The 19558-nt window shown below is 71.0% G+C and carries 16 protein-coding genes and 1 pseudogene; 9 read left to right on the top strand and 8 right to left on the bottom strand.

The genetic code is table 11. The features are described from left to right. Positions 1–80: 80 nt before the first annotated feature. Complete coding sequence (locus HTV45_RS28710; RefSeq protein WP_215208807.1) at positions 81–512, bottom strand: ATP-binding protein; 432 nt, start codon at positions 510–512, stop codon at positions 81–83. 161 nt (positions 513–673) lie between these two features. Between HTV45_RS28710 and HTV45_RS28705 the strand changes: the two genes are divergently transcribed. Together HTV45_RS28705 and HTV45_RS28700 are read left to right on the top strand one after the other, a co-directional pair. Continuing rightward, positions 674–1552 carry a helix-turn-helix transcriptional regulator gene (locus HTV45_RS28705; protein WP_215208806.1) on the top strand — a complete coding sequence of 293 codons (879 nt, stop codon included), beginning with the start codon at positions 674–676 and terminating at the stop codon, positions 1550–1552. Next, positions 1549–1758, top strand: a complete 210-nt coding sequence (locus HTV45_RS28700) for a DUF397 domain-containing protein (RefSeq protein WP_215208805.1) — start codon at positions 1549–1551, stop codon at positions 1756–1758. The genes HTV45_RS28705 and HTV45_RS28700 overlap by 4 nt, the downstream gene beginning before the upstream one ends. Here HTV45_RS28700 and HTV45_RS28695 read toward each other — a convergent pair. Then, positions 1665–2732 carry a hypothetical protein gene (locus HTV45_RS28695; protein WP_215208804.1) on the bottom strand — a complete coding sequence of 356 codons (1068 nt, stop codon included), beginning with the start codon at positions 2730–2732 and terminating at the stop codon, positions 1665–1667. The two genes, HTV45_RS28700 and HTV45_RS28695, sit on opposite strands and share 94 nt — an antisense overlap. Positions 2733–2833: 101 nt before the next feature. Here HTV45_RS28695 and HTV45_RS28690 point away from each other — a divergent pair, with 101 nt between their 5' ends. From HTV45_RS28690 to HTV45_RS34540, 3 genes and pseudogenes are all read left to right on the top strand, one after another. After that, positions 2834–3085: a hypothetical protein gene (locus HTV45_RS28690; protein WP_215208803.1), complete on the top strand. Its 252-nt coding sequence runs from the start codon at positions 2834–2836 to the stop codon at positions 3083–3085. Positions 3086–3164: 79 nt separating this feature from the next. Then, positions 3165–4262 carry a fatty acid desaturase gene (locus HTV45_RS28685; RefSeq protein WP_308309776.1) on the top strand — a complete coding sequence of 366 codons (1098 nt, stop codon included), beginning with the start codon at positions 3165–3167 and terminating at the stop codon, positions 4260–4262. Positions 4263–4615: 353 nt separating this feature from the next. Then, positions 4616–4766 (top strand): annotated as a pseudogene (locus HTV45_RS34540) (VapC toxin family PIN domain ribonuclease); the annotation flags it as partial. 97 nt (positions 4767–4863) lie between these two features. On the opposite strand, the gene HTV45_RS28680 reads toward HTV45_RS34540, so the two are convergent. Beyond that, a complete protein-coding gene (locus tag HTV45_RS28680; RefSeq protein ID WP_215208802.1) occupies positions 4864–5538 on the bottom strand; it encodes a M23 family metallopeptidase in 675 nt (224 codons plus the stop codon). Between the two features lie 973 nt (positions 5539–6511). Between HTV45_RS28680 and HTV45_RS28675 the strand changes: the two genes are divergently transcribed. Then, a complete protein-coding gene (locus HTV45_RS28675; protein ID WP_215208801.1) occupies positions 6512–9646 on the top strand; it encodes a sacsin N-terminal ATP-binding-like domain-containing protein in 3135 nt (1044 codons plus the stop codon). Positions 9647–10043: 397 nt separating this feature from the next. Here the strand turns inward: HTV45_RS28675 and nhaA are convergent, their stop codons facing one another. From nhaA to HTV45_RS28660, 3 genes are all read right to left on the bottom strand, one after another. Next, positions 10044–11945 carry a Na+/H+ antiporter NhaA gene (nhaA, locus tag HTV45_RS28670; RefSeq protein WP_215208800.1) on the bottom strand — a complete coding sequence of 634 codons (1902 nt, stop codon included), beginning with the start codon at positions 11943–11945 and terminating at the stop codon, positions 10044–10046. Between the two features lie 167 nt (positions 11946–12112). Next, complete coding sequence (locus tag HTV45_RS28665) at positions 12113–14515, bottom strand: HAD-IC family P-type ATPase (RefSeq protein WP_215208799.1); 2403 nt, start codon at positions 14513–14515, stop codon at positions 12113–12115. Between the two features lie 163 nt (positions 14516–14678). Further along, positions 14679–14936, bottom strand: coding sequence for a DUF2530 domain-containing protein (locus tag HTV45_RS28660; protein WP_215208798.1), 258 nt, complete (start codon positions 14934–14936; stop codon positions 14679–14681). Between the two features lie 253 nt (positions 14937–15189). Between HTV45_RS28660 and HTV45_RS28655 the strand changes: the two genes are divergently transcribed. Then, positions 15190–16641 (top strand): NCS2 family permease, encoded by a 1452-nt coding sequence (locus HTV45_RS28655; RefSeq protein WP_215208797.1) that lies wholly within the window; start codon positions 15190–15192, stop codon positions 16639–16641. Positions 16642–16655: 14 nt separating this feature from the next. On the opposite strand, the gene HTV45_RS28650 is transcribed toward HTV45_RS28655, so the two are convergent. Further along, positions 16656–16838: a ribbon-helix-helix protein, CopG family gene (locus HTV45_RS28650; RefSeq protein WP_215208796.1), complete on the bottom strand. Its 183-nt coding sequence runs from the start codon at positions 16836–16838 to the stop codon at positions 16656–16658. 158 nt (positions 16839–16996) lie between these two features. Between HTV45_RS28650 and HTV45_RS28645 the strand changes: the two genes are divergently transcribed. Continuing rightward, a complete protein-coding gene (locus HTV45_RS28645; RefSeq protein WP_215208795.1) occupies positions 16997–17434 on the top strand; it encodes a MarR family winged helix-turn-helix transcriptional regulator in 438 nt (145 codons plus the stop codon). 145 nt (positions 17435–17579) lie between these two features. After that, positions 17580–18944, top strand: a complete 1365-nt coding sequence (locus HTV45_RS28640) for an MFS transporter (protein WP_215208794.1) — start codon at positions 17580–17582, stop codon at positions 18942–18944. An 18-nt stretch (positions 18945–18962) separates the two neighbouring features. On the opposite strand, the gene HTV45_RS28635 is transcribed toward HTV45_RS28640, so the two are convergent. Next, positions 18963–19553: a Uma2 family endonuclease gene (locus tag HTV45_RS28635; RefSeq protein WP_215208793.1), complete on the bottom strand. Its 591-nt coding sequence runs from the start codon at positions 19551–19553 to the stop codon at positions 18963–18965. Positions 19554–19558: the final 5 nt, after the last annotated feature.

The following is a 19558-nucleotide window of genomic DNA, read 5'->3' as shown; positions in this document are numbered from 1 at the left end:
TCGGGCGGGAAGGGGTGGGGCTTGGTGGGGTTCTTTTCCCCCGGGTTGTTGTTCTGGAAGGCGCCGACGGCACCGGAGCCTCAGAATTCGGGTTCCGGTTCCGCGAGCCGTAGTTCGGCCCAGACGGTTTTGCGCGGGAAGCGCTCCTCGGATACGCCCCAGCGGTCCGCGAGCGCTTCGACGAGCAGGAGACCGCGGCCCGACTCGGCGTCGCGGGAGCCCGGTTGAAGCTTGGGCAGGCGATCGCAGCGGGTGTCGGTGACCTCGATACGGAGCGTGTGGTTCACCACGTAGAACGCGAGACGGAAGTCCCGGCCCGGCACGCGACCGTGGGTAACGGCGTTGACAGCCAGCTCGGCCACGACCTGGCGTGCGGCCCCCGAGTCGTATCCCCAGTCGCGGAGGTGGGCGTCGGTGAGGAGCCGGGCGAGGCGCGCACTGCGTGGGGTGGCGGACAACAGCACGCTGAAGTTCCTGACGGAAGCGGTGGGTTCGGCAGTTTGCTGATTCACATCACTCAGCGTGGCGGTGTCTGCGTACCGTGGAGTGTCACTCAGCGGGTGCGTACGGTCACTGTCCGGTGCTTGTCCGGTGCTGTCGTGGCTGTTCCGACGGTTGATACGGGTAGGGCGCCGGGTGGCGTCACGGACGGTTCCCGAGGGAGAGGTGCGGCATGACGGCGGTCGAGACGGAGACGGGGCAACTCAAGACCGAGGCGGACGAACCGGGTTGGGAGGTGGACCCGGACGACGAGTGGGGCGTCGCGGTCATCACGACCGTCGGACGACAACTGAAGCTGCGCCGCGAGGCGGTGGGGATGCGGGCCGCCGACTTCGGCCGGGTCGTCGGGTACGGCGAGGACATGGTGTACAAGATCGAGGGCGGCAAACGGATCCCCCGGCAGGAGTTCCTGGACAAGGCGGACGAGGTCCTGAACGCGGGCGGCCTCATCGCGGCGGCCTGGGAGGACGTGAAGAAGGTCCGGTATCCGAAGAAGGTTCGGGCGCTGGGCAAGTTGGAAGCGAAAGCGATCGAGATCGCTGTGTACCAGTGCAACAGCATCAATGGTTTGTTGCAGACGCCGGAGCATGCGCGAGCTGTGATCGGGGCAGCACAGCCGCCCTACTCCCCGGACGATGTCGAGCGCATGGTCGCTGCACGGGTTGCCCGGCGGACCGTCTTCGAGCGCACACCCGCTCCCGCTCTCAGTTTCGTTCTGGAAGAGGGGGTTCTGCGTCGGCCGATCGGGGGCACAATGGTCTGGCGGCAGCAGCTCGAACGCCTGTCGGAGGTGGGGCGGTTGCACAACGTCGTGCTTCAGGTGATGCCGATGAATTGTGAGACCCACTCAGGGACGGATGGCACCATTGAGCTGCTGAAGTTCGTGGACGGTACGGCGGTTGGCCGGGCCGATGGCGAGTTCAACGGGCGGCCGACTTCGGACCCTAAACAGCTGCGCATCCTTGAACTGCAGTATGGGACGATCCGAGCTCAGGCACTCTCGCCTCGGGAGTCGCTGGCCTTCATCGAGCAACTGCTGGGAGAAACATGATCCGCAAGACCACTGCCGGGGACGCCTCCGAGCTGGCGTGGTTCAAGAGCAGCTACAGCAGCGGCAACAACGGCGAGTCCTGTGTCGAGCTTGCCGTCACCCCGGGCACCATTCACGTCCGCGACTCCAAGAACACTGAAGGCCCCCGCCTCACGTTCGCCCCGGGCGCGTGGGCGGCGTTCGTCCCGTACGCGCCCGAAGCCTGATGGTGCGACCTGGTCCGGCTGCTTACTCCAGAAGCAGGCGGACCAGGTCGTCCAGCTCCTCGGCATCCGGGACATTGCGATGTTGCGATGCGAGCCGCTTCCGCGGCTCCCAGCTCGGCGAGCCGCTGGTGGCCGGGGTTCGCGGGATCGAACTCCGGAATGGGGAGCTGCCATACGGCCTTGTCCACATGCCTCTCGTCCTTGCCGTAGGACATGAGGGGGCGGACGACCTCGGTCAGTGCTGGCGTGTTGAGGATGGCGCAGAGGTACATGCCTTCATCGCGGCTCTTCACGGTGCCCCAGTACAGGCCGTGCTCGATGACCACGTTCGGAGTGTCGACGAGTACAGCAGACACGTGCATTCCAGAGGCGCCGTACACCACCCGCAACGGCGTCCCCGGAAGTTGCATGGAGAGCTTCCGCCGGAACTCCAGCTGATCGAGCAGCGTCAGCCGCTCACTGCTCCGGTTCTCCAGCCACAACTCCTCCGCACCGCGCCACCACTTCGCCAGGTCCGGGTACCGGTCGATGTGCTCGTGACCGCCGTCCATCAGCGTGTTGCTGCCCTCGACGGGCAGCACCGCCTTGCGCGGAGTGAGGAGCCGGTACGGCAGCACGCTTTCCCCGAGCAGAACCGGGCGGACGAACTGCTTCTCGACCACGCCCTCTTGGTCGGAAAGGTCTTTCCACGGCTTCTTCTCGGTGCTGCTGCGAGTCGACCGCACCCTGATCCGCCCGCTTCCCAGTCCGAGCGGGCCGGCGTCCTGCTGCTCCATGAAGAACAGGACGCGCGGCACGATGGTGGCGCCCTGCCAGAACCGCGACCGATACGGCGACGAGATCAGATCCTCGCCCACGTACTTCAACTCGGCCGCCTCCCGCGTGACCCACCCCCGCACGTGGGTCCAGTCATGAGCGGTGACCGGGATTTTCCCGGTCCACCGCTCCGTGTCCTTGGACAGCGGTTCGTCCACACCTATGAGCGGGGGCCGGTCTCACGCCGTCGTGCGGTTCGGGCATCGCCGCGTCCCGCGCCACCCTGTCGCGGCTCGGGCTGGTCGATCCGGAGCGGCCGGTGACGGTGCGTAACCCGGGCGGTGTCGCCCGGAGTTACCTCCGGACGGTCGGTGACGTGTGGCAGCCGGCGCTGGAGGGCAACGCCACCCTCGTGTACGACGCCGAACTGGACCCCGCCATGCTCCTCGGGGACGGTCCGGTGACCTACGAGGGTGCCGCACACATGGCGGAAATCAGCGCGTTCGCGGAACTCAGCCGGGAAAACATGAAGGTGCTGCACGAGGCGGGCGTCCACCCGACCGAGGTCTGACCGCCGGACGTTCGTCACCGTCCCGACGGCCGGCTCCGCCCCGTGCCGCTTCCAGTGGACGAGGGGGAGGGGATGGACGGTGGGGGTGCTGTCGATCGGTCTGGTGGCCGTCACGTCGGGCATCGCGCTGCGGCAGGTGGACCGGTGGTGGTTCAGCCCGGCGCGAGGACGGCACACACCGGACTCGCTCCGGTCGGTGATGCGACTCCAGCGTGAGCGGCTGAACGACATCACGCCCGTGCTCCTGCTGCTCGGTCATTGGCTCGAGTTCGCCGGATGGTGTGCGGTGGCCGTGTACGGCGGCCCCTGGGGGTGCGCGGTCGCGGCGCTCGCGGGAGCGGTGAAATTCCGTCATCTCCAGGAGGTCAGCCACTTCGCGGTGCACGGCGTACTGGTTCGCGGAGGCCGGCTGAATACGCTGCTCGCCGAGGTGGCCGTGCATGTCCCGCTCGGCTTCGTCCCCGTGCCCGTACGTCGACGTCGGCACGTCCGCGAGCACCACCCGAACGCGACGGTCACCGGGGCCGATCCGAACCTGGCCGAACTCCACTCGGTGGGACTGCGTCCGGGAGCCACGGTGGTGCGGTACGTGCTCGCCCTGATCCACCCGCTCACTCCGGCCGGTGTGTACGGCACTGTGCGGAGTATGACCGGCCTGCGGCGGGAGACGGCTACCGGAGGGCTGCTGCGGGCGGCCGGTCCGGTGGCCGTGACGACGGCCCTCGCCCTGGTCTTCGGCTGGGAGGCGGCGGTGTTCGCCTTCCTGCTGCCCCGGCTGCTGCTGTATCCGCAACTCGCCTGGATGTCGCTGCTCGTCGAGCACCGCTGGTTCGATCCTGAGGTGATGACCGGTCCGCCCGTCGCCGTGGAGGCGGGCCGCTGTCTGCGGCTGTACCCGCGCAACGCCTCCCTCACCCTGTTGGCTCGTGGCACCTGGCTGCCGTACGGCGACCTCTACCACTTCGCGCACTCCGCGCACCCGGCGGTGCGCTGGAACTACCTTCCGGCGCTGGAGCGCACCCTGCGCGGCCCCGCGTACCGACCGCACGCCCTTCTGCTGGGCGAGTCCGCGGTACTCCGCCATCACCGCCTGGCCCTGTCCCCGGCCACCGAGCCGACCCGGCAGAGCACAGCGAGCGAGGAAACCGTCCGAGGCGGAGCACGCACCGGCTGGTGAGCACGCCGTCCACGGCGGTCGGGAGGAGAGAGAAGGCCCGTTGCGCCTTCCTCCTGCCTGAACGCTGTCCCGTGACTGAGACCATCCGGCCCGCGGCACGATCGCGGCGAGCGGGCCTGCGAACCGAAGCCACTCCTGCGCGGCACTCCGCTGCGCGGGCGGCCTCCGACCTGAACGCGTTCGAGGGCTGACCGCGGTTCTCGTCCCCGGCGTCATGCGGCCTGGGACGTAAAGGTCACCGAGAGATCATTGTGTCGTTCGAGGCGGAATCGGAGCTCTCGTACCTTTCCGCCGAGACGGCGGGCGTAGGGCTCGTCGAGTATGCCGTCGGAATCGGAGAGGAGGTCTGCGTAGTGGCGATCACCGCCATCACCCTGGCCGAGTTGTCAGCCGGAACACATCGAACGCGCCCGTTGGCTCGACGTTCCGCAACGTGCCGAGAACGAGTTCGGTCCCATCCTCTTCGACGCCGAGGCGGCCCCTGCTGCCAGGGCATCGGGCCGGTGGACATGCGACGGGGCTTCGACGCGTGCAGCGACCCCGGGGCGGCGCGGGGCCGCTTCCGGGGTCGCTCGGTGTTGCTGTGTGACCGGGCTCGGGGTCAGAGGTTGACGCCGTTGGCGCGCAGGAAGGCGGCCGGGTTCACGGCGGAGCCGTAGTTCGGGCTGGTGCGGATCTCGAAGTGCAGGTGAGGGCCGCTGGAGTTGCCGGTGTTGCCGGACGAGGCGATCTTCTGGCCGGTCTTGACGACCTGGCCCGCCTTCACGTTCACCGAGGACAGGTGGGCGTACTGGGAGTACTTGCCGTTGCTGTGCTTGATGACGACGGCGTTGCCGTACGCGGGGCCGTCGCCGGCGCCGTTGCCGCCGGCCTTGACGACGGTGCCGCCGTGGACGGCGACGACGGGGGTGCCGGTCGGGACGGCGTAGTCCTGGCCGGAGTGCTTGGAGGCCCACATGCCGCCGTTCGCGGCGTAGCTGGCGGAGAGCTTGTAGCTCTTCACGGGGGAGACCCAGGACGCCTGCTTCTTGGGGGCGGTCTTGGTGGTCTTGGGGGCCTTCTTGACCGTGACGGCCTGCGTCTTCGCGGCCTCGGCCTGAGCGGCGGCCTGCGCCTGGACAGCGGTGGCGCTGCCGGACACGGCCGTGTTCTCGGCGGCGGCGACCGCGACCCCGGCTCCCAGGACGACCGTGGAGCCCAGGCCGGCGGCCAGGACGGCCGCGCGGGTGCGGGTGGCGGACGTACGGGGGAAACGGGACGTGACGCGCTCGAACATCGAAACCTCATGGGGGAGGGGGCGGGGGAAGCCATCCGCGGAACTGGTCCGTGCCGCGCTGGCTGTTCCTTGGTAACCGCCGCCGCCCAAAAGCCGCAAAGGTGTGACCTACGACGAAAGGCCGTACTTCGGGCGTGAGATCCAGGTCTCTTGACGGGAGCCCCGTACGGAGCGAAACCCCCATTTCAGGCTGATCGATCAGGGCTGCTTGCTAAATGTCCGATTTTGAACAGGTCACTTCTCGACTAATCCGGGTAGTACGGGAGATTCCGCCTGTGGAGCATGTCACCGGGCGGCCGTTCCGGGTGTGGCGTGGGTCTCCGGAGAATCGCTGTTTCCCCCGCTCCGCCGGGCCGGTCGGGCGAGGAAGTCCACCAGCGGGCGGTTCAGTCCGGCGGGACGCCCGGTGGGATCGAGTGGGGGCCAGGCGTCCGGGAGGACGACGGCCTGCGCGCCGGGCATGAGACGGCGCGCCCGGCCCGCCGAAGAGCGCGCCGGGCCAGGCCGACAGCTCACCGGCCCCACGCAAGGCGGCCCCGTCGTGCACCCTGCGGCCGAAGCCGCCGATCAGGGCGGTGGCGTACACCCGGCGGGCGGCGGCCGGCCGGGACCAGCCCCGCCCTGTGCGTCTCGCACAGCCTCCGCGCCCGGTCCGCGCCCTCCGGCGTCCGGCCCTCCTCGGCCGTCCACCCCTGAGCCACCGGCCACAGGGCCCGCGCCTGCGCGGCCCACCGTCCGTCACCGCCGTCGGCTCACGACTGCCCCCCGTGGTGGATGCCCGGCGACGCCGGCGGCCCGATCAATTCCGGCGCCGGTTCACCAGGACTCCGTTGCCGACCACGACGTTCCCCTTCCCAGACTCCGCACGCGGCCCGGACCGGCACGGCTGAGGCTGAGGCTCTCCTCGCCGGTACGCCCCGGGGCGGTACCTTCGTCCTCACGCCGATCAGGGCGGCCGATGAGGAGAGTCAACGTGAGCAAGTACGTGCGGCCCGCCGCCGAGGGTGCCGATCCGTTCGGGACGGCGCGGCTGCGGCGCGGTGTCCTGGACGCCTGGGCCACCAGCCCCGCCCGCTTCCGTGAGGACGCCAACGCCGAGGAGGACCTCGTCCTCGGCGGGTACCGGGACCGTCTCGTCGTCGAACTCGCGCAGAACGCCGCCGACGCCGCCGCCCGGGCCGGCGTACCGGGACGGCTCCGGCTCACCCTGCGCGACGGCGTCCTCGTCGCCGCCAACACCGGCGCCCCCCTCGACGCGGCCGGGGTCGAGTCCCTGTCCACGCTGCGGGCCTCCGCGAAGCGGGACGCGCCGGACCGGGCCGTGGGACGGTTCGGCGTCGGATTCGCCGCCGTGCTCGCCGTGACCGACGAGCCCGCCGTCGTCGGACGGCACGGCGGGGTCAGGTGGTCGCTCGCCGAGGCACGGGACCTCGCCGGCGACACCGCCGGGCAGAGCGCCGGGCTGGCGGACGAGATCCGCCGGCGGGACGGCCACGTGCCGCTGCTGCGGCTTCCGTTCGCCGCCGAGGGGACCGCGCCCGACCCGTACGACACCGCCGTCATCCTCCCCCTGCGGGACACGGCCGCCGCCGATCTCGCCGAGCGGCTGCTGCACGCCGTCGACGACGCCCTGCTGCTGGCGCTGCCCGGCCTGGAGGACGTCGTCGTCGAGATCGGGGACGACGAGCCCCGCACCGTGAGCCGGCGCGTGGACGAAGGGCTCACCGTCGTCGAGGACTCGCGGGAGGGGACGACCCGGTGGCGTACGGCCGTCGCGCACGGGCCGCTCACCCCCGACCTGCTCGCGGACCGGCCGGTCGAGGAACGGCTGCGGCCGCACTGGTCGGTCACCTGGGCGGTCCCCGTGGACGCCGACGGAAGCCCCGCCCGGCCCCGGACCAGTGCCGTCGTGCACGCACCCACCCCCAGCGACGAACCCCTCGGCGTGCCCGCCCTGCTCATCGCCTCCCTCCCGCTGGACTCCACCCGCCGGCACGCCGCCCCCGGCCCGCTCACCGACTTCCTCGTGCAGCGCGCGGCCGACGCCTACGCCGGGCTGCTCGCCGACTGGCGCCCGGTGGGGCACGGGATCATCGGCCTGGTGCCCGGCCCGCTCGGCAAGGGCGAGCTGGACGGCGCGCTGCGCCGGGCGATCCTCGAACGGCTGCCGCGCACCTCCTTCCTCCCGCCGGCCGTCGCGCCGCGCGCGGACGAGGACGACGACTCCGGCCTGCCCGAGTCGCTGCGGCCCCGGGACGCCGAGGTCGTGGAGGGCGCGGGCGCCGACACCGTGCGCGTACTCGCCGAAGTCCTGCCCACGCTCCTGCCCGCCGGTCTCGAGCGCCGCGCGGAGCTGCGCACGCTCGGTGTCGCCCGGGTGCCGCTCGCCGACGCGATCGACCGGCTGGCCGGTCTGGAGAAGTCCCCCGACTGGTGGCGGCGGCTCTACGACAGCCTCGCCGGGGTCGACCCGGACCGGCTGTCCGGGCTGCCGGTCCCGCTCGCCGACGGGCGGACGACCATCGGACCCCGGCAGGTGCTGCTGCCCACCCCCGACGCGGCGGCCCCCGACGCGGAACTCCTCGCCCGGCTCGGTCTCAAGGTCGCCCACCCCGGCGCCGCGCACCCCTTGCTGGAGAAGCTGGGAGCCCTCCCCGCCACCCCGCGCGCCGTCCTCACCACCCCGCAGGTGCGGGCCGCCGTCGCCGCCTCGCTGGACGACGAGGGCGGTGTGAACTGGGAGGAGGACGTCCCGGACGCCGAGGAACTCGCCGACACCGTGCTCGGGTTGGTGCGCGACGCCGCCCTCGAACCCGGTGACGAGCCGTGGCTGGGCGCGCTCGCGCTCCCCGACGAGGACGGCGAACTCTCCCCGGCCTGCGAACTCGTCTTCCCGCAGGGGCCGTTCGCCCAGGTGATGCGCGAGGGCGAACTCGGCCACGTGGACGGCGAACTGGCGGAGAGGTGGGGCGAACAGCCCCTCGCGGCCTGCGGGGTGCTGGTGGACTTCGCGCTCGTCCGCGCCACCGACGTCGTCCTCGACCCCGACGAGCTGGAACCCAGGGAAGGGGACTTCGCCGAACCCGACGACCCCGGGCTGCTGGACGCCGTGGACGTGTGGGGCGAGGACGTCCTCGACCGCTTCCCGGACAGCCCCGTCCCGCCGGTTGCCACCGAGATCGTCGCCGTGCGCGATCTGGACCTGGTGGACGACGACCGGTGGCCGCAGGCCCTCGCCCTGCTCTCCCGGCCCCCGCTGCGTGACGCGCTCGTCCAGCCGGTGCGCGTCCTGCTGCACGACGGCACCCACGAGGTCGTACGGCCCTACACCGCGTGGTGGCTGCGCGGGCACCCGGTGATCGGCGGGCGCCGCCCGGCCGGACTGCGGGCGGCCGGGAGCGATCCGCTGCTGAGGGGCCTGTACGAGGAGGCCGACGCGACCGGCTTCGAGGACGAGCAGGTACTGCGGGCACTGGGCGTACGCACGTCGGTGGCCGCGCTGCTCGACGAGCCAGGCGGCGCGGCCGAACTGCTCGACCGCCTCGCCGATCCGGACCGCCCGGTCACCGCCGAGCAGCTGCACGCGCTCTACGGGGCGCTGGCCGAGCTGGACCCGGAGCAGGTGACCCTGCCGGACGAGCTGCGGGCCGTGGCCGACGGGCGGGTCGAGGTGGTGGACGCGGCCGACGCGGTGGTTGTCGACTCGCCGGATCTGCTGCCGTTCACGGCGGGGGTCCCGCTGCTGCCGGTCCGGCCCGCGCGGGCCGCCGAGCTGGCGGAGCTGTTCCAGGTGCGGCGGCTGAGCGAGTCCGTCACCGGGGAGGTCGGCTCCGAGGGCGAGACGCACGACGTACCGGAAGCGGTGCGGGTACTGCTCGGGGCGGGGACACCGCAGTCGTACGTGGAGCACGAGGAACTGGTCGTCGACGGGGTGGAGATCGACTGGCGCCTGACCGCCGACGGCGTACTGCACGCGGCCACCCTGGAGGGCGTGGCCGCCGGCCTGGCCTGGGCGGCCCGGCAGTGGCCCCGCCGCTTCGAGGTCGCGGCGCTCCTGGAGGACCCCTCCCGAACAGAGGAACTGGCCCGCAACCGCTGGTTCGACTGACCCCGCCTCCCGGCGGACCGGCCGCCTCCGCCCTCCGCCCTCCGCCCTCCGCCCTCCGCGGGCAGTCGTGCCGCAGGGCGGCACGGGTGGGCGCGACGGCACCCCGCAAGCGCCGGGCTGCGCACCACACCCCCGCCCGGCACCATCACCGGGCAGCCCCCGAGCCCCCGGGGCTCCGGGGCCCGGGGCCCGGGGCCCGGAAGCCCGGAAGCCCGGAAGCCCGGAAGCCCGGAAGCCCGGAAGCCCGGAAGCCCGGAAGCCCGGAAGCCCGGAAGCCCGGAAGCCCGGAAGCCCGGAAGCCCGGAAGCCCGGGGCTCGGGGGCTCCGGGGGCCCGGGCTCCCGGGTCACCCGGCGCCGACGGAGCCCCGGACAACCTGGGCGCCCCCGGCCGCCCCCTCACTCCGCCGGCAGCCGCCTAGCCCCCGACGGCTCCTCGGCATACGCCTCCAGCGCACGCGCCAGCGTCTCCGCGTCGTACGGCCCCGTGTGCCTGCGGTTGCCGATGAAGAACGTCGGCGCGCCGCGGACCCCGCTGGCCTCGGCGCCGGCCGCGTCCGCGCGGACCCGCTCGGCCGTCTCGTCGTTGTCGAGATCACGGAGGAACTTCTCGACGTCGAGGCCGAGCTCGGACGCGTACCCCGCCGTGTCCTCGTACTCGAGCTCGTCCTGGTGCGCGTAGAGCAGGTCGTGCATGTCCCAGAAGCGCCCCTGATTGTCGGCGGCGACGGCCGCCCGCGCCGCGAGTTCGGAGTGCGGGTGCACGTCGGGCAGCGGCAGGTGCCGGAACACATAGCGGAACCGGTCGCCGAAACGCTGCCGCAGTTCCTTGGTGACGCCGGTGGCGCGGGCGCAGAAGGGGCACTCGAAGTCGCCGTACTCCACCAGGGTCAGGGGCGCGTCCGGGGGGCCGAGGATGTGGTCCCGCTCCGGGTCGACCGGCTGGTCCAGGTAGCGGGGCAGATCCGCGTCGGTCTGGCCCTTCAGCACGGCGGCCAGATGGAACACCACCCAGCCGACGAGGGTGGCGAACACGGCCGCGAGCAGCACACCGACCGTCGCCTGCGCGCGGGCCTCCGGTTCCTGGAAGGCGAGCCCGACGATCAGCAGGGAGACGGTGAAGCCGAGCCCGGACAGCGCGCCGCCGCCCAGGACGTGGCCCGGTGCCACCCCGGTCGGGAGCCTGCCGAGGCCGAACCGGGTACCGAGGGCGGCGCCGCCCCAGATGCCGAGGAGCTTTCCGGCGACGAGACCCACCACGACGGCCCAGGTCAGGGCGGAGCCCAGGGCGTTGGTCAGGACCCCGTCGCGCAGGTCGACCCCGGCGTTGGCCAGGGCGAACACGGGCACGATGACGTAGCTGGACCAGGGGTGCAGGACGGACTGCAGCCGCTCGTTGACGGAGACGGCCTGCTGCAGCCCCTTGCGCGCGACCTTGCCGACGTCCGCGCGGGGGGACTGGCGGAAGGCACGGAAGAGCCTCGCGGCCTGCTCCACCCCCTCGCGGGAGGGGTTGCGGGCCGGGATGAGCAGACCGCCGAGCATGCCGGCGATGGAGGCGTGGAGTCCGGCGTTGAGGGTGGCGAGCCACATCACGAGGACGATCAGCACGTAGGGTGCGGCCCGCCAGACCCCGAAGCGGGTCAGCGCGGACAGGACCACGCCGAGGAGCAGCGCGGCGATCAGCTCCGGCACGTTGATGCTGCCGGAGTAGACCACACCGATCACGGTGACGGCCACGATGTCGTCGATGACGGTGATGGCGAGCAGGAAGACCCGCAGCTGGGTGACGAACCGCGGGCCCACCACGGCGAGGGCGCCCAGCATGAACGCCGTGTCGGTGCCGATCACGACACCCCAGGCCTTGGCGGCCTCGCCCCCCGGCGCGATCGCCAGGTACAGCACGATGGGCACGAGCATGCCGCCGATCCCGGCAAGGCCCGGGATCACGACCCGGCGGCGTTCTTTCAGCGAGCCGACGGAGACCTCGTAGCGCACCTCGAGGCCGATGACGAAGAAGAACAGGGCCATCAGCCCGTCGTTGACCCAGTGACTCAGGTCCATCGACAGCCGGGCGTCGCCGAGTGTGACGGACGCCTCGGTGTGCCAGAGGGTGGTGTACGCATCCGACCAGGGCGAATTCGCCCATACGAGGGCAATCGCCACGGCGATCAGCAGGAGGCCGGCGCTGCCTGCCTCGGTCGCCATGAAGGCCCGCACCGGCGCGGACAATTGGGCCGCCAGTTCGCTTCTCCGTGACTGGGACTGCGAGTTGTCGGTCTTCTTTCCGCGCAGCTTCATCGGGTCTGCCGTCTCCGATCACTTGGGTCGGGGACTCCATGGTCGCTCACATCACGGGCGGCACGGGGAGTCGCGCGGCACCACCTCCCTGACTTGGTCACTTTGCTACCCGACCGTTCGCCTGTGCCACCTGCGCCAAGCGGCGCCCGATGGCACCCCGGTCCCCGCTATGCGGGGAACCGCCGGTCCACCCACCGCCACAGCAGTTCCAGCACCCCCGCCGCGACGGCCGCGATACCGGCCGCCATCCACGGCATGGTCATGCCCACCAGCTTCAGCGCGAAGAAGTCCTGGAGCCACGGCACCACCAGCACCAGCAGGAACGCCCCGCTCATCGCCGCCACCAGTCCGACACGCCACCAGGTGTACGGCCGCGCGATGATCGCCAGCACCCAGATCGAGATCAGGAACAGGGTCAGGGTCGCCGCGCTCGTCTCCGCCTCCAGCGCGCCCGCACCGCTGTAGTGCGCCCGGGCGATCAGATACGTCGTGAAGGTGGCCGCGGCGGCCAGCACCCCGCCCGGGATCGCGTACCGCATGACCCGCTTCACGAAGTACGGACGGGCGCGTTCCTTGTTGGGGGCGAGAGCCAGGAAGAACGCCGGTACGCCGATGGTGAGCGTGGACAGCAGGGTCAGATGGCGCGGCAGGAACGGGTACTCGACCTGTGAGAGCACCACCAGCACCGCCAGCAGTACCGAGTAGACCGTCTTCACCAGGAACAGCGTCGCGACCCGGGTGATGTTGCCGATCACCCTCCGCCCCTCCGCCACCACCGACGGCAGCGTGGCGAAGCTGTTGTTCAGCAGCACGATCTGCGCGACCGCCCGGGTGGCCTCGGAACCGGACCCCATCGCCACCCCGATGTCCGCGTCCTTCAGCGCCAGCACGTCGTTCACACCGTCACCGGTCATCGCCACCGTGTGGCCGTCCGACTGGAGCGCGCCCACCATGTTCCGCTTCTGCTGCGGGGTGACCCGCCCGAACACCGTGGCCTCGTCCAGCGCCTTCGCCATGCCCCCGGCGTCGGCGGGCAGCCGGCGCGCGTCCACCGTCGTCCCCGACAGGCCCAGCTTGGACGCGACCGCGCCGACCGACACCGCGTTGTCCCCGGAGATGACCTTCGCGCGGACGTCCTGCTCGGCGAAGTAGCGCAGCGTGTCGGCGGCGTCGGGCCGCAGCCGCTGCTCGAGCACCACCAGCGCGGCCGGCCGTACGCCCGTCGCGGCGGCGGGGTCGTCGACGTCCGGCCCGGGACGGACCCGGGCGAGCAGCAGCACCCGCAGCCCCTGCTCGTTCATCCGCCCGGTCTCGGCCAGCGCCGGGTCGCCGGGCTCCAGCAGCACGTCCGGGGCGCCCAGCAGCCAGGTCACGGTCTCCCCGCCCGCCACCTCCTCGAACGTCGCGCCGCTGTACTTGCGGGTGGAGGAGAAGGGCAGCGTGTCGGTCAGGCGCCACTCGGTGGTGTCCGGGAACGCGTCGATCAGGGCCTGCAGGGAGGCGTTCGGGCGGGGGTCCGCCGAGCCGAGCTCTCCCAGCACCTTGCGCAGGTACGTCTCGTCCCCGTCCCCCAGGACCCGCAGCTCGGTGACGTTCATGCCGCCCTCGGTGAGGGTGCCGGTCTTGTCCAGGCAGACCGTGTCGACCCGGGCCAGCCCTTCGATGGCGGGCAGTTCCTGCACCAGGCACTGCTTGCGGCCCAGCCGGATCACGCCGATCGCGAAGGCGACGGAGGTCAGCAGCACCAGCCCCTCGGGGACCATCGGCACGATCCCGCCGACCGTGCGGGCGATCGAGTCCTTCAGCTCGTTGTCCTTGACCACCAGCTGGCTGATGACCAGACCGATCGCGGTCGGGATCATCATCCACGTCACGTACTTGAGGATCGTGGAGATGCCGCTGCGCAGCTCGGAGTGGACGAGGGTGAAGCGGGACGCCTCCTCGGCGAGCTGCGCCGCGTAGGCCTCGCGCCCCACCCTGGTCGCCTGGAAGGAGCCGCCGCCCGCGACGACGAAACTGCCCGACATGACCTGGTCCCCGGGCTGCTTCACCACGGGATCGGCCTCACCGGTGAGCAGCGACTCGTCGATCTCCAGGCCGTCCGCCCCGGCGCACACCCCGTCGACGACGACCTTGTCACCCGGCCCGATCTCGATCAGGTCGTCCAGCACGATCTCGGAGGTGCCGACCCGCGCCGCCACCCCGTCACGGCGCACCGTGGGCCGTACCTCGCCAATCACCGCCAGGGAGTCCAGGGTCTTCTTCGCCCGCCACTCCTGGATGATCCCGATGCCGGTGTTGGCGAGGATCACGAAGCCGAACAGGCTGTCCTGGATCGGCGCGACGATCAGCATGATCACCCAGAGCACGCCGATGATCGCGTTGAACCGGGTGAACACGTTCGCACGGACGATCTCGGTCAGCGAGCGGCTGCTGCGCACGGGCACGTCGTTGACCTGGCCGCGCGCCACCCGGTCGGCCACTTCCGCGGAGTTCAGCCCGGTCGCCGGAGAGGTGACCGTGGCGGGGAGCGCGGTGTCGGCCCGGGCGCCCGCATCGAGATGCGTCATGCATTCGACGTTACGTGCGGACCCGTGGCCGCACCCACTCGAACGGCCGAAGTTCCGACCTGGGGAGGACGGTCACCGGGACGGGCGTAGTGCCGTGGTCGTACGGCGGTGGACCGCGCGGGAGTTGACTCCGCCGCCCCGCCCCGCCCCGCCCCGCCCCGCCTCAGTCCGGCCGGGCGGTCTCCGCCCGCTTGATCGCGGCGTCGCGCCTGCGGACGTACCAGATGCCGATGAAGCCGAGCCCGCCGCCGGCCAGACAGGTCCACAGCCACCAGGTGTGACCGTGCTCGTCGAACCACCCGTAGAACGGCAGCTGCACCAGGAGCAGGGCGAACCAGACGATCGTGCCGCCGGTGATGGTGGCGACCACGGGGCCCTCCAGGGGCTCCGGCGCCTCGTGCTGGGGGGTCCACTTCGCCATACGGACAGCTTACGAGGGCGGCCGGCGGACCGGACGCGTGAGGTGCGTCGGGGGCGGTGCACGGGAGCGGTGTCCGGTCGGTGCGTGCGGCGCGTACGGCGGAATCCGGCCGGGCGCGGCTCCGTGTTCTACGCGCGGAGATAGCTTCGGCACCGTTATATGTTCATACTGAATCTGTTTGTCCCTGACCGCTTTCCTTCGTAGAAAACACCAAAGGGCTTCGGGGGGAGCCCGCCGGTGATGAGGTCCTCGCATGTCCACGTCGGCCCCCGCCAAGGCCCCCACCCCCGAGCAACCGGGGTCCGGTGCCGGCTCCGGCGCCCTCGACAGCTACTTCCGGATCAGCGAGCGCGGCAGCACCCTGTCCCGCGAGGTCCGCGGCGGTTTCGCCACCTTCTTCGCGATGGCCTACATCATCGTGCTGAACCCGATCATCCTGGGCAGCGCGAAGGACCTGTACGGTCACCAGCTCGACAACGGCCAGCTGGTCACCGCGACCGCCCTGACCGCGGCGTTCACCACGCTGCTCATGGGTGTCATCGGCAACGTCCCGATCGCGCTCGCCGCCGGACTCGGTGTGAACTCGGTGGTGGCCCTCCAGCTCGCCCCGCGCATGTCGTGGCCGGACGCCATGGGCATGGTGGTGCTGGCCGGCTTCATCGTGATGCTCCTGGTCGCCACCGGACTGCGCGAGCGCGTGATGAACGCCGTCCCGTACGGACTGCGCAAGGCCATCGCCATCGGTATCGGCCTGTTCATCATGCTGATCGGCCTGGTCGACTCCGGCTTCGTCGCCCGCATCCCGGACGCCGCCCGGACCACCGTCCCGCTCCAGCTCGGGGCCGGCGGCCACCTCGACGGCTGGCCCGTCCTCGTCTTCGTCCTCGGCACGCTGCTCACGCTGGCGCTGATCGTGCGCAGGATGCCCGGCGCGATCCTCGTCTCGATCGTCGCCATGACCGTCGTCGCGCTGGTCGTCGACGCCGTCGCGGACGTCCCCTCCTGGGGTCTGACCACGCCCACCTGGCCCGGCAACCCGGTCGCCACCCCCGACTTCGGGCTGATCGGTGAGGTCAGCCTGTTCGGCGGCTTCGCCGAGGTCGGTGTGCTGACCGGCGTCCTGTTCGTCTTCACCGTGCTGCTGTCGTGCTTCTTCGACGCGATGGGCACGATCATGGGTGTCTCGGACGAGGCCAAGCTGACCGACGGCGAGGGCCAGATGCCCGGCATCAGCAAGGTCCTGTTCATCGACGGGGTCGCGGTCGCCGCGGGCGGCGCCAGCTCCTCCTCGGCCACCACCGCGTTCGTGGAGTCCACGGCCGGCGTCGGCGAGGGCGCGCGGACCGGCTTCGCCAACGTCGTCACCGGCGGCCTCTTCGCCGTGGCGCTGTTCCTCACGCCCGTCGCCACCATGGTGCCGTCCCAGGCGGCCACCCCGGCGCTGGTGGCGGTGGGCTTCCTGATCCTGGCGGGCTCGGTCAAGGAGATCGACTGGGCGGACTACACCATCGCCGTCCCGGCCTTCGTGACGATGCTGATGATGCCGTTCACCTACTCGATCACCAACGGCATCGGCATGGGCTTCATCACCTTCGCGGTGCTGCGCCTGGCAGCCGGCCGCGGCCGGGAGGTCCCGTCGGCGATGTACGCGGTGGCGGCCGTCTTCGCCTTCTACTACCTGATGCCGGCCCTGGGTCTGACCTGACGGGGTCCGGCCCCTCAGGGGACCCCGTAGAACTTCTCCGTCTCCTCGACCGCCGCCTGGAACCGCTGGTCGAAGTCATCGCGCATGAGCGTCCGGACGACATAGTCCTGCACGCTCATGCCGCGTCTGGCGGCATGCTCCCGGAGCCGTTCGAGCAGTTCGTGATCCATGCGCAGGCTGAGCACGTCGGTCCCCATGGGCACGAGCGTTGCCGCATACCGGGGTGCGGTGTGTCGTGTTTCCTGGCCGGATCACTCGTACGGGTGATCTCTCGTGACAGGAGTGGCAGGTCTCACCGCAGATGTGGCGTCCTCCGGGTGTTCTTTAGAAAGGGTAATGAGTTACGCTAAAGAACATGCCGGACTTCAGCCATGGCGACGACGCAGCCGCCGTGAACGCCCTCCGCTCCGCCGTGATGCGGCTGTCCCGTCGGCTCAAGCATCAGCGCGTCGACGAATCCCTGAGCCCCACCGAGATGTCGGTGCTGGGCACCCTGGCCCGCTGCGGCCGGGCCACCCCGGGCGAGCTCGCCCGCAAGGAACACGTCCAGCCACCCTCGATGACCCGCATCGTGGCCCTGCTGGAGGCCAAGGGACTCGTCCGCCTGGAGCCGCACCCCGACGACCGCCGCCAGAAGGTCGTCACGCAGACCGAGCAGGCCGAGGCGATGCTGGAGGAGAGCCGCCGCAAACGGAACGTGTTCCTCGCGACGCTGGTGGCGGACCTCGACGAGGACGAGTGGGCGACACTGCGCGCCGCCGCCCCCGTGCTGGAGAAACTCGCACACATCTGAGCACTTGAAGCACCTGCAGTAACAGCAGTAGCAGCAGTACCAGCAGTACCAGCAGTACCAGCAGTACCAGCAGTACCAGCAGTACCTGAGTGCCCGAGCAGGCAGCAGCGCCGCGGGCAGTGGCCGTAGCAAGGAGGCGACATCTTTGAGTACGGGATCCGGAGCAGCTTCCGCCCCCGCACCTGACCCCTACGACACCCCGACCGCCCTCGACACCCCCGCCCGCAAGAACTCGATGTTCTCCTCGCTGAGGATCAGGAACTACCGCCTGTTCTTCCTCGGCCAGGTCGTCTCCAACATCGGCACCTGGATGCAGCGCATCGCCCAGGACTGGCTGGTGCTCAGCCTCACCGGCTCCTCGGTCGCCGTCGGTATCACCACCGCCCTGCAGTTCCTGCCGATGCTGCTCTTCGGCCTGTACGGCGGTGTCCTCGCCGACCGGCTGAGCAAGCGGCCCACCCTCATCGTCACCCAGTCGGCGATGGCCGTCACCGCGCTCGCGCTCGCCGTCCTCACCCTGACCGGCCGGGTCGAGGTCTGGCACATCTACGTCGCCGCCTTCGCCCTCGGCCTCGCCACGGTCGTCGACAATCCCGCCCGCCAGGCCTTCGTCTCCGAGCTCGTCGGCCGCGGCCATCTGCAGAACGCGGTCAGCCTGAACTCCGCGAACTTCCAGTCCGCCCGCCTGGTCGGCCCCGCCGTCGCGGGCCTGCTGATCACCGGCGTCGGCACCGGCTGGGCGTTCCTCCTCAACGGCCTCTCCTTCGTCGCCCCGCTGGCCTGCCTGATGATGATGCGCGCCCGCGACCTGCACGCCGTGGAGCGCGCTCCGCGCGGCAAGGGACAACTGCGGGAGGGCCTGCGCTACGTCAGCGGACGGCCCGAGCTGCTCTGGCCGATCGTGCTGGTCGGGTTCATCGGCACCTTCGCCTTCAACTTCCCGGTCTACCTCTCGGCCTTCGCCGACGACGTCTTCGACGGCGGCGCAGGGGCCTACAGCCTGTTCAACACGCTGATGGCGGTCGGCTCGGTCTCCGGCGCCCTGCTCGCCGCCCGTCGCGGCACGGCCCGGCTGCGGCTGCTGATCCTGGCCGCGATGGCCTTCGGCGCGCTGGAGATCGTGGCCGCCGCCTCGCCCCGGCTGTGGATGTTCGCCCTGATCATGGTGCCGCTGGGCCTGTTCTCGATGACGGTCAACGTCACCACCAACACCAGCCTTCAGATGGCCACCGACCCGGTCATGCGCGGCCGTGTCATGGCCCTCTACATGATGGTCTTCCTCGGCGGCGCCCCGGTCGGCGCCCCGATCGTCGGCTGGATCACCGACACCTACGGCGCCCGCGTCGGCTTCGCCACCGGCGGCGCGATAGCGATGGCCGCGGCGTCCGTCATCGGCCTCGTCCTGGCCAGGGTCGGCGGCCTGCGGCTGTCGCTCTGCTGGCACGGCGGCCACCCGAGTGTGCGGTTCGTGCCGCGGGAGCGTCAGAAGGCCCTGGCCCCGGCGGGGTGAGGGCCGTCCGGGTCGCGGTCAGCCGCGGGGGAACTCGTCCGTCTTGAGGACGAGACCGACGACCGTCCTGGTCAGATCGATCTCGATGCCGAAGTCGAAGCGCGCGTTGCCGTGGTACTTCCCGTCCTTCGGCAGCGTGTGCAGGTGCCACTCGCCGGTGTACGGGTCGGCGATCAGGTACACCGGCACGCCGGCGGCGGCGTAGGTGTCCTTCTTCGGTCCGTAGTCGTTGGCCGCGGTCTTCCTGGAGATCACCTCGGCGACGAACTCGACCTCCTCGAAGCGCCACAGCCCCTTGCCGTTCTTCGTCGCGCCCTCGGCCAGCAGAGTCACGTCGGAGGCGAAGCCGTTGAGGTGTCCCGGGTAGTCGATGCGGACATCGGACTTGACCCGCTTGCGCGGGTACTTCACGCGCAGCTGGTCGTAGAGGTCCGCGATGATCTCCCAGTGGGTGTCCCGCTGCGGTGCCATGAAGATGTGCCCCCCGACGATCTCGGTCCTGTAACCCTCGGGGATGGGCATCTTCTCCAGCCACTCGAACATCATGTCGAGTGTGAGCTCGTCGCCGCCGCTGTCGGCCATCGCGATCCTGTCTTCGAGGACGGTCATCGTGG

The sequence above is a fragment of the Streptomyces sp. CHD11 genome, assembly GCF_018638295.1.
GTDB lineage: Bacteria > Actinomycetota > Actinomycetes > Streptomycetales > Streptomycetaceae > Streptomyces.
The sequence above is the reverse complement of the archived record's forward strand: the minus strand, read 5'-3'. Positions and strand labels throughout refer to the sequence as shown.

Excerpts from the sequence above, each read along its gene's own strand:
- HTV45_RS28705 (WP_215208806.1), top strand. The coding sequence starts at position 674 with ATGACGGCGGTCGAGACGGAGACGGGGCAACTCAAGACCGAGGCGGAC.
- HTV45_RS28700 (WP_215208805.1), top strand. The coding sequence starts at position 1,549 with ATGATCCGCAAGACCACTGCCGGGGACGCCTCCGAGCTGGCGTGGTTC.
- HTV45_RS28680 (WP_215208802.1), bottom strand. The coding sequence starts at position 5,538 with ATGTTCGAGCGCGTCACGTCCCGTTTCCCCCGTACGTCCGCCACCCGC.
- nhaA (WP_215208800.1), bottom strand. The coding sequence starts at position 11,945 with ATGAAGCTGCGCGGAAAGAAGACCGACAACTCGCAGTCCCAGTCACGG.
- HTV45_RS28665 (WP_215208799.1), bottom strand. The coding sequence starts at position 14,515 with ATGACGCATCTCGATGCGGGCGCCCGGGCCGACACCGCGCTCCCCGCC.
- HTV45_RS28660 (WP_215208798.1), bottom strand. The coding sequence starts at position 14,936 with ATGGCGAAGTGGACCCCCCAGCACGAGGCGCCGGAGCCCCTGGAGGGC.
- HTV45_RS28655 (WP_215208797.1), top strand. The coding sequence starts at position 15,190 with ATGTCCACGTCGGCCCCCGCCAAGGCCCCCACCCCCGAGCAACCGGGG.
- HTV45_RS28650 (WP_215208796.1), bottom strand. The coding sequence starts at position 16,838 with ATGGGGACCGACGTGCTCAGCCTGCGCATGGATCACGAACTGCTCGAA.
- HTV45_RS28645 (WP_215208795.1), top strand. The coding sequence starts at position 16,997 with ATGCCGGACTTCAGCCATGGCGACGACGCAGCCGCCGTGAACGCCCTC.
- HTV45_RS28635 (WP_215208793.1), bottom strand. The coding sequence starts at position 19,553 with ATGACCGTCCTCGAAGACAGGATCGCGATGGCCGACAGCGGCGGCGAC.